The sequence below is a fragment of the Paraburkholderia phosphatilytica genome (genome assembly GCF_003443895.1).
GTDB classification, from domain to species: Bacteria; Pseudomonadota; Gammaproteobacteria; order Burkholderiales; family Burkholderiaceae; genus Paraburkholderia; species Paraburkholderia phosphatilytica.
Genome location: NZ_QQOA01000039.1, coordinates 18,115 through 32,666, shown reverse-complemented (window position 1 = coordinate 32,666; position 14,552 = coordinate 18,115). Strand labels below are relative to the sequence as shown.

The window sequence follows — 14,552 nt, the reverse complement described above, 5'->3', positions numbered from 1 at the left end:
ACCATCGCATCTTGTGCGGCGTCGCGCAAGCGGGCTCAGTGTACTGCGGCGCGCTGCGGCCAGCGGCGCATGACGGTGGGCACAACGCGTGGGCACAACGCTTGCGTCGTCCTTTACAAACGTAAGCAGGCGCGCGCGCCGGCGCGGCATTGCGCTGTACGGCGCGCCACTGCTCATCGCCATCGGTTCGAATGGGGAGAACATCATGACACCGCGCTTTTCGTTGCAGGCCCGCGTCGTTGCGCTTTCGGCTTGCGCCGCGTTCGTTACGTCCGCGTGGTCGGTTGGCGCGCTCGCGCAGACGAACGCGGTGGGTGCGTCGGAGACGACCGGCCAGCAGCTCTCCGCCGGCGACGAGGAATTCGTGCAGAACGCGGGCGAGGCCGGCGCGACCGAAATCGCGGCGAGCCGGCTCGCGCTGAAGCAATCGCAGAACGCGCAGGTCAGGCAGTTCGCTCAACGGATGATCCAGGATCACACGCGTCTCGCGCACGATCTTTCGGCCGTGGCGGCGCGTAAGGGCGTGACGGTCGAGCCGCAGCCGGACGGCCAGCTGATCGGCAAGCTGAAGACGCTGAAGGGCAAGACCTTCGATCAGGCGTACGTCGAGCAGGTGGCGCTGGAAGGACACGAGCAGGCCGTGCAGCTGTTCCAGGACGAAAGCCATGGCGGCACCGACCCGGACCTGAAGAACGCCGCCGCGAAGGCGCTGCCCACCATCGAACATCACCTGGAGATGGCGAAGCAGCTGACGGCGGCCACCGTGAAGGGTTCGTCATGAGCACGCCGACCGCTGCGATGGCGAGGCCGGCTTACGAGGACGCGAGCATGCACATCACCTTTCCCGACCACGATGCGCCCGTATTCGACGGCGCGAATCTGACGGTGCGCTTTACGGCGCTCGTCGATGGCGAGCCGGTGAGCTGCGCGATCAGCGCCGAGGCGCTGGAAGATCATTTCGGCGCTGCATCGCCGCTTGAAGACGACCTGTTGCGGGCCTATCGTAAAGGACATGCGCGCATCCGTTCGGTCTGCGCGGAAGCGCTCGACCAGAGCGATGGCGCGAGCGTGGAGCTGCATAGCGGTCTGTTTCGGGTGGAGGGCATGGAACCCGATCGCGGCGCTTGACGGATGCGGGGTCTTTGTTCCCGTTTGTTCCCGGTGCGGCATACCTTGGCCGGGCTTGGCATTGCGCATGCGTCAGCGTAGATAGCGAGGTATTCCGCCTCTCCACTCATCCAAACGACAGGAGGTGCCATGTCTCTGATCGTTGCTGCCCGTTTCGTCACGTTCTCCGAAGCCGAACATGCCGCGCGCAGGCTCTTCGAGCGCGGCTTCATCGAAGAGGACGTCACGCTGTTTTTCGTCAATCCGCGCGGCCAGCACGCGCGCCATCCGATCGGAGGCGACATGGACACCGACCCGGGCGTCTCCGAAGCGCCGAAGGGCGCGGGCAAGGGCGTCACGCTGGGCGCGGTCGCCGGTGCGGTGGTGGGCGTCGCGATTTTCGCGGCGTTCCAGGCGCCGCTGCTGATATCGATCATCGCGGCCGGGGTGGGCGCGTATATCGGCTCGTTGGTCGGCGCGATGATGGCCACGCGACGAGGCGGCGAGACGCATCAGCCGTTCTCGCATCATGAGTCGCGCGATTCGGGCGTGCTGGTGGCCGTGCACGTGAATCCGGACACGCAGCATATGGCCGCGCAGACGCTCCGCGATTCCGGCGGGCGGGACGTGGAGCGCGCAACGGGACGCTGGCAGAAGGGACGCTGGTCGGATTTCGATCCGACCGTCACGCCCACGCCGCTGGACGATGCGCCCGATGCCGTGCAATCGCCCGCGCATTGAGCGCGCAACGGGCTGGATTCGATGGCTGATGGTTGATGGCAAATGAAACGCGGCGGTCCGCATCGAGCGGCCGCCGCGTTTTTCGGTGACCTGACGTTTTGTGAAGTCGCGTTGCGCGGGGTTCACACCTGGATCTGCACGCGATGCCGTGCGGCGCCCGCATGATGCAGCGTGCCGCGCACCTCGCGTGGATCCTGTCCGCTGCGGCAGGCGGCATCGATCACCGGATTCGCGGTGGCCGACGTCGACGCTGGCTCGTTGCACGCGATGGTGGGCTGCTGCCCGGTGTTCGAGGCGGACAAGGTGTCCTCGCGAATCTGCATCGCGAGCGCTGAACTCGCCAGCGCGACGAGCAGCAGGAATTCTGTGCGTCGAACTTTCATCTGTTTCTCCCTCTCGTTGCTCGCCCTGTTGGATGGATGATCTGCGTTCCGTGCGCAGTGGGCGATGCGTTGATGTCCGCAAACACCGTGCCAACCGATGCCGCCTGCAGGGAATCCCGATGCGGCGGGCGTTGCGCGGGGTCGAAACCGGGGTTGAATCCACGCGAGCCTGCCTGCCGCGAGCAGCTTTTACGTGGTCCGCGGCGCGCTTTTGCCTGCATCGGCGATGCCAGCGGCGGCGATCGTCGGGCATAGCGGATGCGCGATCAGATCAGGGCTGCGGCACGTGGCCGTGCACCGCACGGCATGCCGCGGAGATCGGAAACCCACGGGAAGGAGGCTTTATGGCGACCAATGTCGTTGGCGTGCTGAACGAACTGATCGAAACCTCGAAGGACGGCGAGCGCGGGTTCCGCAAGGCGGCCGAAGACGCGCACGAAACGCAGCTGAAGACGTTGTTCCTCGACACGGCGCAGGACTGCGCGGAAGGGGCGCGTGAACTGCAGGACGTCGTGCAGCGAATGGGCGGCAAACCCGAAACGTCGGGCACGATGGCGGGTGCGATGCATCGCGGCTGGGTCGACATGCGTTCGGCGGTGGCGGGGCGCAGCGACCTCGCGATTCTCGAAGAGTGCGAGAAGGGGGAGGACGTCGCGAAGAAGCGCTATACCGAGGCGCTGCAGGCCGATCTGCCGGCCGACGTGCACGGCGTGATCGAGCGTCAGTACCAGCACGTACTGCAGAACCACGACCGGATCCGCGACGTGCGCAACCAGTTCCGGGCTGCACAGCGTTGAGTGGACAACTGGCGACGCTGCGATGAAAGAGGCCGGCCCGCCTGAATCTCAGGCGGGCCGGCCTTGATTCTGCCGCAGCGTATGAAGCGGATGCGCTGCGGCGTGTTGCGGTGTATCAGTCCGCGGCGACCTTCAGATGGTTCTTGATGCCCTTCACGCCTTCGACGTTCTGCGCGACGTCGCCGGCCGCGGACTTGTCGTCGGTCGACGGCACCGTACCCGTCAGCCACACCACGCCATGACGCGTATGCACATGGATGTGGGTCGACTTCACGTTCTTGGCCGTCAGCAGATCGGCCTTCACCTTGGTCGTGATCGTGCCGTCGTCGATGTGCTGGCCGACCGTTTCGGACGCGGAGGACGGCACGGCGGAACTCTGCGCGTTGACGTTCAGCGCGAACGTGACACATGCGATGGCGCCGGCGGCCTGCAGTAGCGAAATGGCTTTCATGGTTTTCTCCCTGGAGTTGGATGGTCAAAGGTCAAAGACTTGCTGTTTCTGGAGGACAGCAGAATCGACAGTCACCCGCAAATGCTGTGCCGCAACCTTTTCCGCAATCGGGTCGAAAGACGGAAAGCCTTGCCGGTCGGGCGTTTCAGCGGGGTCGGCAAAGCGCTGCATCGCACCCTGCGATCGTGTCCGCAATTTTCAGCGGCCTTGTAAAGATTCCTGTCGAAGTGCGCGCTGGCGCGCTGGCGCGCGAGACAAAGCATTGCAAAAACAGCAGCTTGCAAAAACTGGTATGGCCTTTGCTGTTAAGTGGCCCAAACCCTTAACGCGAAGAACACAGGACGGATCTGCCATGTCTCTTTCGATTCAGCTACGTGCCCGACAATCGCTCGCTCTGACGCCGCGCATGCAGCAGTCGGTGCGTCTGCTGCAGCTCTCGTCGCTCGAATTCCAGCAGGAGCTGCGCACGGCGCTCGACACCAATCCGTTCCTCGAATACGACGGCCAGCAGCCCGACGAAGCGGCCGCGCCCGCCGAACAGGCCGATGGTGCGATCGGCGAAGCCGAACCGGTGATCGCCGGCAGCGTGGACGGCGGCGCCACCGAAGCGATGACCGACACGTCCGCGAGCGATCGCGACGAACCGATGAGCGGCATCTCCGACGAGCCGTACGGACGCGGTTCGCGCAGCAACAACGACGTGGACGGCAGCGATCCCGCCGACTGGGCGCGCATGCAGCCGACGCTGCGCGAGCAGCTTCACGAAGCGCTGCGGATGAACCGCCTGAGTGGCCGGGATCGCGAAGTCGCGCAGCTGGTGATCGACGCGCTCGACGACGACGGCTACCTGCGCCAGACGCTCGAGGAACTGGCGGCCGCCGTGCCGATGGAGCCCGCGCTGACCGAGGAGGAACTGCGGGTCGCGCTGCGGCTTGTGCAGTCGCTCGATCGCCCGGGGCTTGCTGCGCGCTCGCTGTCCGAATGCCTCGCGCTGCAGCTCGATGCGCTCGACGAAGACACGCCGTGCCGCGCCGTGGCGCGCGAAGTGGTCCAGCATCATCTGGAGCGGCTCGCGCGACGCGAACAGGCCGAGCTGCAGAAGCAGATCGGCTGCAGCGCGGACGATCTGCGCGTGGCCTGCGCGCTGATCCGCAAGCTCGATCCGAAACCGGGCAGCCATTTCGGCATCGCGGAAGACAACTACGTGGTGCCGGACGTGATCGTGCGCCAGGTGAAGAACAAGTGGACCGTCGCGATCAATCCCGCCGTGCTGCCGCGCGCGCGGCTGCATCGCCGCTATGCGGAGCTGTTCGCGCAGTCGGCTGGCGCGAGCCATTCGCCGCTTGCGCAGCAGCTGCAGGAAGCGCGCTGGCTGATCCGCAACGCGCAGCAGCGTTTCGATACGATCCAGCGCGTGGCCGAATGCATCGTCACGCATCAGAAGGCGTTTTTCCAGTACGGCGAGATCGCGCTGAAGCCGCTCGTGCTGCGTGACGTCGCGGATGAACTCGGTCTGCACGAATCGACGATCTCGCGCGCGACGGGCAACAAGTACATGGCGACGCCGCGCGGCATCTTCGAGTTCAAGCACTTCTTCCCGCGCGAACTCGGCACCGAAAGCGGCGGTACCTGTTCGGCCGCTGCCGTGCGTGCGCTCCTGAAGGAGATGATCGCGGCGGAAAACGTGCGCGATCCGCTGTCGGACGTGACGCTCGCGAAGATGCTCGCGGAGCAGGGCGTGCTGGTGGCGCGCCGGACGGTCGCGAAGTACCGGCATCTGATGAAGGTGCCGCCGGCGGAGTTGCGGCGTCAGTTGTGAGCGTTGGATGAGGCTTGCTGCGGGTCTTTGACTGTTCGAAGGTGGTGAGTACTGGAAATGCGGCTGGTCGCGCGATGCGACCGGCCGCTTCGTTTTTTGCGGCATGGTTTTGCCGCGTCCCGTCGCATGCGATTCGACGCGTGTCGCGCTGGTTATAATCGTCAGCGCCCCGTCGACGACGACCTTCACACGCGTAGTACGCGCTCCACACCATGCCTTTCAGCCCGATCCAGACCGTTTCCCGCAAGCGCCTGTCCGACGTCGTCGCCGACCAGATCAAGGCGCTGATTTCGGCGGGCACGTTGCTGCCGGGCCACCGGTTGCCGGCCGAGCGGGAACTGGCCGCGCAGCTGTCGGTGTCGCGGCCGTCGCTGCGCGAAGCGCTGGTCCGCCTCGAAGCCGACGGCTATATCGCAACGGCGGGGCGTGGCGGCTTTATCGTGATCGACATGACGCAGTCGCTGTTCTCGGGGCCGCTCGCCGAACTGCTGATCCAGCATCCGCGCACCAGCGCGGACGTGCTGGAACTGCGCCAGGGGCTGGAATCGATCTGCAGCGCGTATGCCGCCGAACGCGCGACCGCGGCGGACCTCAAGAAGATCTCGCGTGCGTTCGATGCGCTGAAAGCGTGCTCGCTGAACGGCGATCACGAGGCGCTCGCCGAATGCGACGCGGCCTTCCATATCGCGGTCGCCGACGCGACGCACAACATCGCGCTCGCGCACGTGATGCACGGTATCCATACGCTCGTGGCCGAATCGATGCGCCAGTCGCATCGGATGATCGACTACGACGACGCGGCCGAGCGGCAACTGCTCGCGCAGCACCAGGCGCTGCACGACGCGATTCTCGCGCGCGATCCGGCGAAGGCGCGCAAGGCGGCGGAACGCCATCTCACCTACGTGCGGGAACTGTACGCCGAGCATGCCGCGGGGGAGTGAACGCGCGCGCGGTGTTCGGAAATCGAGGCTGATTCGTGATCGAATCGCGGCCGGCTTGAGTCTGACAAGCGAAGATTGACACGTTTTCGGCCTGTCTTTATAGTCTTGGTCAGACCAAACTGACCAGTTTGACCTGGTCATCCACGATCCCCCAGTCCCCACCGTGCAGATGAAAGTCGCCCTGTTCATTCCCTGCTTCATCGACGCGTTCTATCCCGAAGTCGGCATTGCCACGCTCGAGCTGCTCGAACGCTTCGGCATCGACGTGCACTATCCGCCGGACCAGACCTGCTGCGGCCAGCCTATGGCGAACAGCGGCGCGCATACGGATGCGGCCGGCACCGAAAAGCTGTTCGTGCGCAACTTCGCGGGCTACGACTACATCGTCGGGCCATCGGCGAGCTGCGTGCATCACATCCGCAAGCACCTGTTCGCGATCGAGCAGACCGATGAGGTCAAGCAGGTGAGCGCGAGCGCGTACGAGCTGGTGGAGTTCCTGCACGACGTGGTCGGCGCGCGCGAATTTCCGTGGGCCGAGTTTCCGTACCGCGTGGGTCTGCATACAAGCTGCAGCGCGTTGCGGCATCTGCGCGAAGCGTCGGCTTCGGAAATCGCGGAGCCCGCATTTTCGAAACCGCGCAGGCTGCTGCAAGGCGTGAAGGGCATCGAGTTCGTCATGCCGGCGCGCCCGGACGAATGCTGCGGCTTCGGCGGCACGTTTTCTGTCACGGAAGAGGCGGTTTCGGTGCGGATGGGCCAGGACAAGGTGCGCGACCACCTGAGTGCGGGCGCGCAGTACATCGTGTCCGGCGACATGTCGTGCCTGATGCACCAGCAGGGCTGCGCGGAACGCATGAAGGCGGACGCGCGCTTCATCCATATCGCGCAGGTGCTGAACGGAGCGAACGCATGAACCGCATCGATCACGCGAAGTCCGCACGCACGTTTCTCGACAAGACCGAACACGTCGCGTTCCACGACAAACGCCTGTGGGACCTGCGCATGAAGCGCGACGCGCAGGCGCATGCGATTCCCGAGTGGGAAGCGTTGCGCGATCACGCATCGCGCGTGAAGGAGCACACGCTGTCGCATCTCGCGGACTACCTGGACCAGTTCGCCACGAATGCCGAAGCGAACGGCGTGGTCGTGCACTGGGCCGCGAATGCGGAAGAGCACAACGAAACGGTCTACCGGCTGATGTCGGAGCGCGGCATGACGTCGCTCGTGAAGAGCAAGTCGATGCTTACCGACGAATGCGCGATGCGCGCGTATCTGGAGCCGCGCGGCATCACGGTGATGGAAACGGATTTGGGCGAGCGCATCCAGCAGCTCGACAATCAGGACCCGAGCCATATGGTCGTGCCGGCCGTGCATAAACTGCGCGGCGACGTCGCGCAGCTGTTCGGGCGCACGATCGGCAGCGATCCCGCCAACAGCGACATCCAGTATCTCGCGGAAAGTCAGCGCGTCAATACGCGGCCGTACTTCATCCGCGAGAAGACGGCGGGCATGACGGGCTGCAACTTCGCGGTGGCGGAGACGGGCACGGTAGTCGTGTGCACGAACGAGGGCAATGCGGATCTGTCGGCGAACGTGCCGCCGCTGCATATCGTGTCGATCGGTATCGAGAAGGTGATTCCGCGCGTCGCCGATCTCGGCGTGTTCGTGCGAATGCTGTCGCGCAGCGCGCTCGGCTCGCCGATCACGCAGTACACGTCGCATTTCCGTGCGCCGCGCGAAGGCGCCGAGATGCACTTCATCCTCGTCGATCACGGCCGCTCCGAACGGCTCGCGATGGAAGCCTTCTGGTACTCGCTGAAATGCATCCGCTGCGGCGCGTGCATGAATACCTGCCCGGTGTACCGGCGCAGCGGCGGGCTGTCGTACGGCGGCACGTATTCCGGTCCGATCGGCGCGATCATCAATCCGACCTACGATCTGAAACGCTACAGCGCGTTGCCGTTCGCATCGACGCTGAACGGCAGCTGCACGAGCGTGTGCCCGGTGCGGATCAACATTCACGAGCAGATCTACAAGTGGCGCGAAGTGATCGCGTCGAAACACGAGGTGCCGTTCGTCAAGCAGGAGGTGCTGAAGATGGCGGGGCGCCTGCTCGCGAGCCCGACGCTGTATCGCGCGACGGTGGCGTCGCTCGGCGGCGCGTTGCGACGGCTGCCGAACTTCGTGCTGTACAACCCGCTGAACATCTGGGGACGTCAGCGCGAACTGCCGGATGCGCCGAAGCAGACCTTCCACGAGTGGTACAACGCGAATCGCGTTGCGCGTGATGGCGACGGTCACAGCAACGGTCGCGGCAACGGTGATGGAGGCAAAGCATGACGAGCCGGGAAGCGATGCTGGCCACCATTCGCGCGGCGCAACCTGTCGCGCGGCCGCTGCCCGAAGTGCCGCGCTTTGCGTCGATCGGCGGCGATCTGCGCGAACGCTTCGTGAAAGCGCTGGCGCTGATGAACGGCGACTGCATCGAACTGGAATCGGGCGCGCACGTCGATGCGTGGATACGCGAGCGGTTCGGCGCTGACGTGTCCATCGCTTCGGCAACGCCGGAAGTGCAGGGCACGCGTGCGCTCGATGCGACCATAGAGCCCGCGTCGCTGCACGACGTCGATATCGGTGTGGTACGCGCGCGCTTCGGTGTCGCGCACACGGGCTCGGTGTTTCTGAGCGAGCGCGAATACGTGGTGAATGCGCTCGGCTATCTCGTGCAGAACCTCGTGATCCTGCTCGATCCGGCGCAACTGGTCGACGATCTCCCCGACGTCTATGCACGCGACGATTTTCTGTCGGCACGCTATGCGGTGCTCGTGACCGGACCGTCCGCGACCGCGGATATCGAAGGGGTGCTGGTGCGTGGCGCGCAAGGCGTGCGGTCGTTGACGGTCGTGTGGCTGAAAGGCTGAGCTGACGCAAGCTCCGCGCGCGATGTGGCGCGTGGATTGCTTCACGGTGCGGTCGGTATCCGATTTTGGCCCCGCCGATTGCCCGATGAAGCCCACCCGCGCGCTCGAAGCACTCAATTTCTTTATGGCCGATGTGCAGGCAGGCATCGGTCCGTTCATCGGCGTGTTCCTGCAGGCGCGCGGCTGGGGCGCCGATGCGATCGGCAGCGTGATGACGCTCGGCGGCATCGCCGGAATGGTGGCGACGTCGCCGGCGGGTGCGCTGGTGGATGCGACACGCCACAAGCGCACGCTGATCGTAGTGGCCGGCGCGATGACGATGCTTGCATCGCTCGCGCTGTGGGTGTCGGACCGCTACTGGATGGTCGCGGCTTCGCAGGTAGCCAGCGCGGTGACCGGCGCGGCGCTCGGCCCGGCGGTGGCAGGCGTGACGCTCGGGATCGCGCGCGAGGCCGGTTTCGATCGCCAGTTCGGCCGCAACCAGGTGGCGAATCATGCGGGCAACGTGGCCGGCGCGGCGCTCGCCGGCTGGTTCGGCTGGCGTTTCGGCTTTGCCGCGGTATTCGTGCTCGCCGCGATATTCGGCGCGCTGACGGTGGCGAGCACGCTGATGATCCCCGCCAGGGCCATCGATCACGACAGCGCGCGTGGTCTCGAAGCGGCAGCGCAAGGATCGGGCGAACCGCACGCGAGCGGCTTCTCCATCCTGTTCCACAGCCGGCCGCTGCTGCTGCTGGCCACTTCCCTCGCGCTATTCCATCTCGGCAACGCGGCCATGCTGCCGCTTTACGGCATGGCGATCGTGGCCGCGCATCAGGGCGACCCGAACGCGTTCACCGCCGAGACCATCGTGATCGCGCAACTCGTGATGGTGGCCGCCGCATGGCTCGCGCCGCGCATGATCCGCTGGCGCGGCTACTGGTGGGTGATGCTCGCGAGCTATCTCGCGCTGCCGCTGCGAGGCGCGCTCGCGGCCGCGCTGATGAGCGCATGGGGCGTGTGGCCGGTGCAGATGCTCGATGGCATCGGCGCGGGGCTGCAGAGCGTCGCGGTGCCGGCGCTCGTCGTGCGGCTGTTGCGCGGCACGGGGCGTGTGAATGTCGGGCAGGGTGTGGTCGCGACGATGCAGGGGCTGGGAGCCGCGCTAAGCCCGGCGCTTGGCGGTGTAATCGCGCAGCATCTGGGCTATGCGCATGCGTTTCTTGTGCTTGGTGCGGTGTCCACGGGTTCGCTTGCGCTGTGGATCGGCGGTGGTGCGGTCGTGCGGCATGCATGTCGGATGTCGCCGGATCGGGCAGACGAAGAGGGCAATGCCGATGCAGTGGCTCGGTCATAGCACAAATTCTTGAAGCTTGCCGTTTTCCTGAAAACAGCAATGATCCTTTGCGAGTAACGCGCTTAATTATTAATGGCCGTCTTTCTAGAATTGTCTAAGCAGCGATCTGCGGTTTTCGCTACGTGCAGTACTGCGAATGATTGCCATAGAGAAATTCGAATAGATCGTTTGTGCCGGAATTTCAGTCCAATCAAGGAGGAGCAGGTCATGAACCAGGCAACGCGCGCACTAATGACGGCGGTGGCCGCACTTGCGGTATCAGGTGGCGCTTATGCGCAGGCGAACAACACGCTGGCGACCCCGTCCGTCGTGTCGCCGGCGGCCGCAACGAGCGGTTACGGCACGCCGGGCGCCACGAACTCGGACAGCGGCACGAGCGCCGGGGCGATGAATGCGGCTCAACCGGGTGGCACGAGCAATAACCCGACGTCCCTCACGAACCTTCCCGGCAGCCACAACACGCTGGCGACGCCGAGCGTCACGTCGCCGGCTGGGCAGTAACTGCGGGCGAGACTGGCAGGCAGGCGCAGATTGGTGCAAAGCGGCTGAGCGTTTCAGCCGCTTTGCACGCAGTGCTTGTCACGGAGCAGAGGCAAAGCTATCTACTCGTCCACACGATATCGTCGTCCACCGCGTAAATCCGGCAACCGGTGTGCCCGTTGCCGCACGCAACCAGCGCGTCCATCATTGGATCGAGGCCCGTGGCCGCGCCCCAGGCCCCGTCCGGTGCAATGGCAAACGCGCGCGGCCGTCGCATGGTCAGAAAGCGCGCGTACGCCTGCCGCCCGGCCGGAAGCAGATAGGGTATGGCGTTCACGTTCGAGATCGCGGCGAAATCGGTCCGCGGCGGAGCGAACGGCTGACGCGGCCAGACCACGGTGTTGTCGATCGCATACAGTTGGCAGTACTGGGAGATTTTCCAGCACTGGTGCAACGCCATGATCGCCGGATCGAAACCTCCAGAAATCCATGTTCCGTTCGTGCTGCCGATGGCAATCGCACGCGGCAACGGTTGCGCAAGGAACTTGCGATAGATCTCGTTCTTCTGTTTGTCGCTCAGATAAGGCACGGCGCCGAGATCGTTGACGTCCGCATATGACGTTGCCCTGGGCACGTTGCCGGGCAGATATTCCGGGTCAACCTCGCTGGCCGGCATCCCGATGCTCGCGAGAAATGCATCGGCCCTGGCGACCCACAGCGGCAGACCGGCGCCCGACGCGGTCATCGCATGCGCGTCTTTCTGGAACGCGCCATAGTCGACCAGTTCCGCTTTTCCGCCTGCCGACGAATACCGTTGAAACATGGCGTGCCACGTTGCGGTAGAGAAGATCTGGTCGTTGTCGCCATAAAACCAGATCGAACGCAAACGGGTCGTTGCGCCAAGCTGGCCGGCACTCGTCATCAGGCTTTCGTCGGGCGTATGACAGTCGCTTTCCTTGACGCCGCCGGCGAAATTGAGCAGACCCTTCACGTCGGGCGGATTCTGCGAACCGAATACGAGCGTGTTCCATCCACCCATGCTTTTGCCTGCGACCACGATTCGCGAACTGTCGATGCCGGGCAGTTCCTTCACGTAGTCCAATGCTTTGCGGATGTCTTTCGACGCGTCCTGACCCATGGCGATCACGTCGCATCCGTGCGGTTTCAGGTGTCCTTCTGAACCGGCATAGCCGCGCAGCATCGGCATCGCGACGGCGTATCCGCGCGAAAGGAAGTAGTAAGGAATGAACTCGTCGCCGACTCTCGGCGCATTCTGCGGGTCATGGGACGCGCCATGGTTGATCAGCGCGAGCGGAAACGGTCCGCCACGGAAAGGCATGTAGATCGTCACCTGAAGCCGGATCCGGGGCGAAGCCTGGACCGGCACCATCAGGATCTGTTCATTCAGCGGCGCTTCGGGTGCGCCTCCAGGAACGCCTTGAAGGCTGACAGGGCGCGCCTCCGCGTGTGCCGAGGCGCACATCGCCAGGGTCAGCGCGGTCAGTGCGATAGTGAGCTTGCGTAGCGGATTCACCAGGTTCGTCGGGGCCAATGGCAATGTGCGGATAGCGGCGATCGGTCACGTTAACGGCCAGACGGTGAAAGGACTTGAATGCGTGGCGGCGGTAAGCGGTGATGCTTGGAATGCTTCAGGGTCGCGTCAAAAAAGCCTCTGCGTTCTGGTATCGTGCGGGCAGGGCAGACTTTTGGGCATTCGCTGGGAATCTCACATGATTGCGATCAGGCGGCCACGGTTTTGCCGGGCTCCCACGTTTTGGGCCAAGTGTTTAGGGTTGCTGATAGGCAGCCTGATCGGTCTCGCCAGCATGGATGTCCCGGCTCAGACCGTGTTGCGGATCGCGCGCATCGCCGATGTCCCGGATCAGGAGGTGGGCGCGGAAATTCTCGCTGTCGTCTATGCGAAGCTCGGCATCCACGTCGAATTTGTCGATGTGCCGGCTAAGCGGTCGCTGATCGAGTCGAGTTCGGGCCACCTGGACGGCGAGGTTCAGCGCGTGCTCGACGTACAGCGAGAGTATCCGACGCTCATTGCCGTCAAGGAACCATTCAACTATATCGAGCCGACGGCCTTCGTGAAGACGTCGAGTTTCAACGTCAACGTCAACGGCTGGGAATCGCTGCGTCCTTACCGCATCGGCATCGTGCGCGGTGTGGGTTCGTCCGAGCGCGGGACGGCCGGCATGCCGCAGGTCGAGGCCACCGCCACGATGGATCAGATGATGTTGATGCTCGCCGGCGATCGCATCGATGTTGCGGTCAACGACCTCTTCAGCGGCATGCTCGTCCTGCGCAGGCTGGGTCTGGACGAGCAGTTGCAAGCGGTGTCGCCGCCCCTGCAGCATATCGACATGTACCATTTTCTTAACGTGCGCAACCGCGAACTCGTGCCTCGGGTCGAGGCCGTCATCCGGGAAATGCGGGCAAGCGGGGAACTGGAGGCGCTGCGAGCGCAGATTACGCATCGCATGCTGAATGAACCGCTTCAAGGTTCGACTTCGGCAGGTCAGCAGTGATCGACCGTGGTTTTGCTCTTTCGACCCGAAGTCAAATGCCCTGACGATCCGCGTCAGGTCGACTGACCGGTATCCGACATCACGATATTGACCGTCTTGCTCGAATCGCCCGCGAGACCCATCGCGGCGGCATCGTCGGTCGGGTACATGTACGGCGTGATCTGGTCGCCATCGCCGGCCTTGCGTCCATCGGACAGCGTGACTGTCATGTCCATGTCGTTGCCGTCGTAGTCCTTGTCGCCGTCCACCTTGCTGATGTCGGGGTTGCCTTCGCCCGCTGCCTGGCCGTTTGCCGCGCCGCCGTCCTCGTACAGCACTTCGTTGGGGTGCGTGTTGCCCTGTGCGTCCGACGGGGAAATGCGCACGCCGATATCGGCCGAGCTCGCCACGAAGGTGCCGGTCTGTCCCGGCTGCAACGTGATCGTCCCTTTGTTCACGCCTTGCACCGAGTACGTGAACGACTCGGTGTGATTCGTGTCGTTCGTCACGTTGAAGGTCTTGTCGTTGCCCGTACCGGTATCCACCACCTTCACGGAGTTCGGATTGACGCCACTCACCGCGCTCGCCTGCGGCACGCCGCCAGCGTTGTCGGTCACGCCCGGTGCTGAACCGGAGCTACCCGACGTGGTGCTTTTCTCGGAGGTTGCCGTAACGGGGGGTGTCACCGGCGATTGAGCGGGGGGCTGGGCTGACGGAGTGGCTGGACTCTGAGCCTGGAAATCGGCAAGCGAAAGATCGTCGAACGAAGCGGTGCTGGCACTGGACACGCCTCCCGACTGTGTCACTCCGCCTTTCCAGTTCGCCGCCAGTTCCTGCATGAGCTGGTTGAGCATGTCCTCGATCTGCGCCAGCATCTGGGACGCCTGCGGAGACATCTGGTCCTGCCCCGCGTCCGCGCTGTAGTTCGAGAAAACGTTATCGTAACCTGCGGGTTCGACAGCGACGGACATGCTGTTCTCCGGATAGGGGCGCGACTCCATCGTCCGCTTTTGTGCCCGTTTCGCATGCGCGAAATCGAAGTCATGTATGCGAACGCGAAGTT

Annotated in this window: 17 protein-coding genes; 12 read left to right on the top strand and 5 right to left on the bottom strand. The window is 64.4% G+C overall.

Annotation, left to right across the window (positions count from 1 at the left end):
- The first annotated feature begins 205 nt into the window (after window positions 1–205).
- From DVS29_RS29415 to DVS29_RS29405, 3 genes are all read left to right on the top strand, one after another.
- Window positions 206–781, top strand: coding sequence for a DUF4142 domain-containing protein (locus tag DVS29_RS29415; RefSeq protein WP_118184087.1), 576 nt, complete (start codon window positions 206–208; stop codon window positions 779–781).
- Window positions 778–1,128, top strand: a complete 351-nt coding sequence (locus tag DVS29_RS29410) for a DUF1488 family protein (RefSeq protein WP_118184054.1) — start codon at window positions 778–780, stop codon at window positions 1,126–1,128. Before DVS29_RS29415 ends, DVS29_RS29410 begins: the two co-directional genes overlap by 4 nt.
- 129 nt (window positions 1,129–1,257) lie before the next feature.
- The gene (locus DVS29_RS29405) at window positions 1,258–1,848 is read left to right on the top strand and encodes a hypothetical protein (RefSeq protein ID WP_118184053.1); all 591 of its coding nucleotides are present in this window, start codon (window positions 1,258–1,260) and stop codon (window positions 1,846–1,848) included.
- Window positions 1,849–1,970: 122 nt separating this feature from the next.
- Here the strand turns inward: DVS29_RS29405 and DVS29_RS29400 are convergent, their stop codons facing one another.
- Window positions 1,971–2,231, bottom strand: coding sequence for a hypothetical protein (locus DVS29_RS29400; protein WP_118184052.1), 261 nt, complete (start codon window positions 2,229–2,231; stop codon window positions 1,971–1,973).
- Window positions 2,232–2,575: 344 nt separating this feature from the next.
- Here DVS29_RS29400 and DVS29_RS29395 point away from each other — a divergent pair, with 344 nt between their 5' ends.
- Complete coding sequence (locus tag DVS29_RS29395) at window positions 2,576–3,028, top strand: PA2169 family four-helix-bundle protein (RefSeq protein ID WP_118184051.1); 453 nt, start codon at window positions 2,576–2,578, stop codon at window positions 3,026–3,028.
- A gap of 115 nt (window positions 3,029–3,143) precedes the next feature.
- Here the strand turns inward: DVS29_RS29395 and DVS29_RS29390 are convergent, their stop codons facing one another.
- Window positions 3,144–3,479 (bottom strand): BON domain-containing protein, encoded by a 336-nt coding sequence (locus DVS29_RS29390; RefSeq protein WP_118184050.1) that lies wholly within the window; start codon window positions 3,477–3,479, stop codon window positions 3,144–3,146.
- 24 nt (window positions 3,480–3,503) lie between these two features.
- The gene (locus tag DVS29_RS37470; protein ID WP_164708016.1) at window positions 3,504–3,650 is read right to left on the bottom strand and encodes a hypothetical protein; all 147 of its coding nucleotides are present in this window, start codon (window positions 3,648–3,650) and stop codon (window positions 3,504–3,506) included.
- A gap of 181 nt (window positions 3,651–3,831) precedes the next feature.
- On the opposite strand from DVS29_RS37470, the gene DVS29_RS29385 reads away from it, so the two are divergent.
- The 7 genes from DVS29_RS29385 to DVS29_RS29355 all read left to right on the top strand — a co-directional run bounded on the left by DVS29_RS29385 (window position 3,832) and on the right by DVS29_RS29355 (window position 10,997).
- The gene (locus DVS29_RS29385; protein ID WP_118184049.1) at window positions 3,832–5,298 is read left to right on the top strand and encodes an RNA polymerase factor sigma-54; all 1,467 of its coding nucleotides are present in this window, start codon (window positions 3,832–3,834) and stop codon (window positions 5,296–5,298) included.
- Between the two features lie 212 nt (window positions 5,299–5,510).
- Entirely contained in the window at window positions 5,511–6,239 is a 729-nt protein-coding gene (locus tag DVS29_RS29380; RefSeq protein WP_118184048.1) for a FadR/GntR family transcriptional regulator, read from the top strand.
- Between the two features lie 169 nt (window positions 6,240–6,408).
- Window positions 6,409–7,152: a (Fe-S)-binding protein gene (locus tag DVS29_RS29375; protein WP_118184047.1), complete on the top strand. Its 744-nt coding sequence runs from the start codon at window positions 6,409–6,411 to the stop codon at window positions 7,150–7,152.
- On the top strand, window positions 7,149–8,579 hold the full coding sequence (locus DVS29_RS29370) for a lactate utilization protein B (protein ID WP_118184046.1): 1,431 nt from the start codon (window positions 7,149–7,151) through the stop codon (window positions 8,577–8,579). The genes DVS29_RS29375 and DVS29_RS29370 overlap by 4 nt, the downstream gene beginning before the upstream one ends.
- Window positions 8,576–9,160: a LutC/YkgG family protein gene (locus tag DVS29_RS29365; RefSeq protein ID WP_118184045.1), complete on the top strand. Its 585-nt coding sequence runs from the start codon at window positions 8,576–8,578 to the stop codon at window positions 9,158–9,160. The genes DVS29_RS29370 and DVS29_RS29365 overlap by 4 nt, the downstream gene beginning before the upstream one ends.
- 85 nt (window positions 9,161–9,245) lie before the next feature.
- Entirely contained in the window at window positions 9,246–10,496 is a 1,251-nt protein-coding gene (locus tag DVS29_RS29360) for an MFS transporter (RefSeq protein WP_118184086.1), read from the top strand.
- 207 nt (window positions 10,497–10,703) lie between these two features.
- Window positions 10,704–10,997: a hypothetical protein gene (locus DVS29_RS29355; protein ID WP_118184044.1), complete on the top strand. Its 294-nt coding sequence runs from the start codon at window positions 10,704–10,706 to the stop codon at window positions 10,995–10,997.
- 97 nt (window positions 10,998–11,094) lie between these two features.
- Here the strand turns inward: DVS29_RS29355 and DVS29_RS29350 are convergent, their stop codons facing one another.
- On the bottom strand, window positions 11,095–12,510 hold the full coding sequence (locus DVS29_RS29350) for an alpha/beta hydrolase family protein (protein ID WP_124800731.1): 1,416 nt from the start codon (window positions 12,508–12,510) through the stop codon (window positions 11,095–11,097).
- Window positions 12,511–12,769: 259 nt separating this feature from the next.
- Here DVS29_RS29350 and DVS29_RS29345 point away from each other — a divergent pair, with 259 nt between their 5' ends.
- Window positions 12,770–13,510: a substrate-binding periplasmic protein gene (locus tag DVS29_RS29345; RefSeq protein ID WP_205962540.1), complete on the top strand. Its 741-nt coding sequence runs from the start codon at window positions 12,770–12,772 to the stop codon at window positions 13,508–13,510.
- Window positions 13,511–13,563: 53 nt separating this feature from the next.
- On the opposite strand, the gene DVS29_RS29340 is transcribed toward DVS29_RS29345, so the two are convergent.
- Complete coding sequence (locus DVS29_RS29340) at window positions 13,564–14,460, bottom strand: hypothetical protein (RefSeq protein ID WP_124800730.1); 897 nt, start codon at window positions 14,458–14,460, stop codon at window positions 13,564–13,566.
- Window positions 14,461–14,552 lie beyond the last annotated feature (92 nt).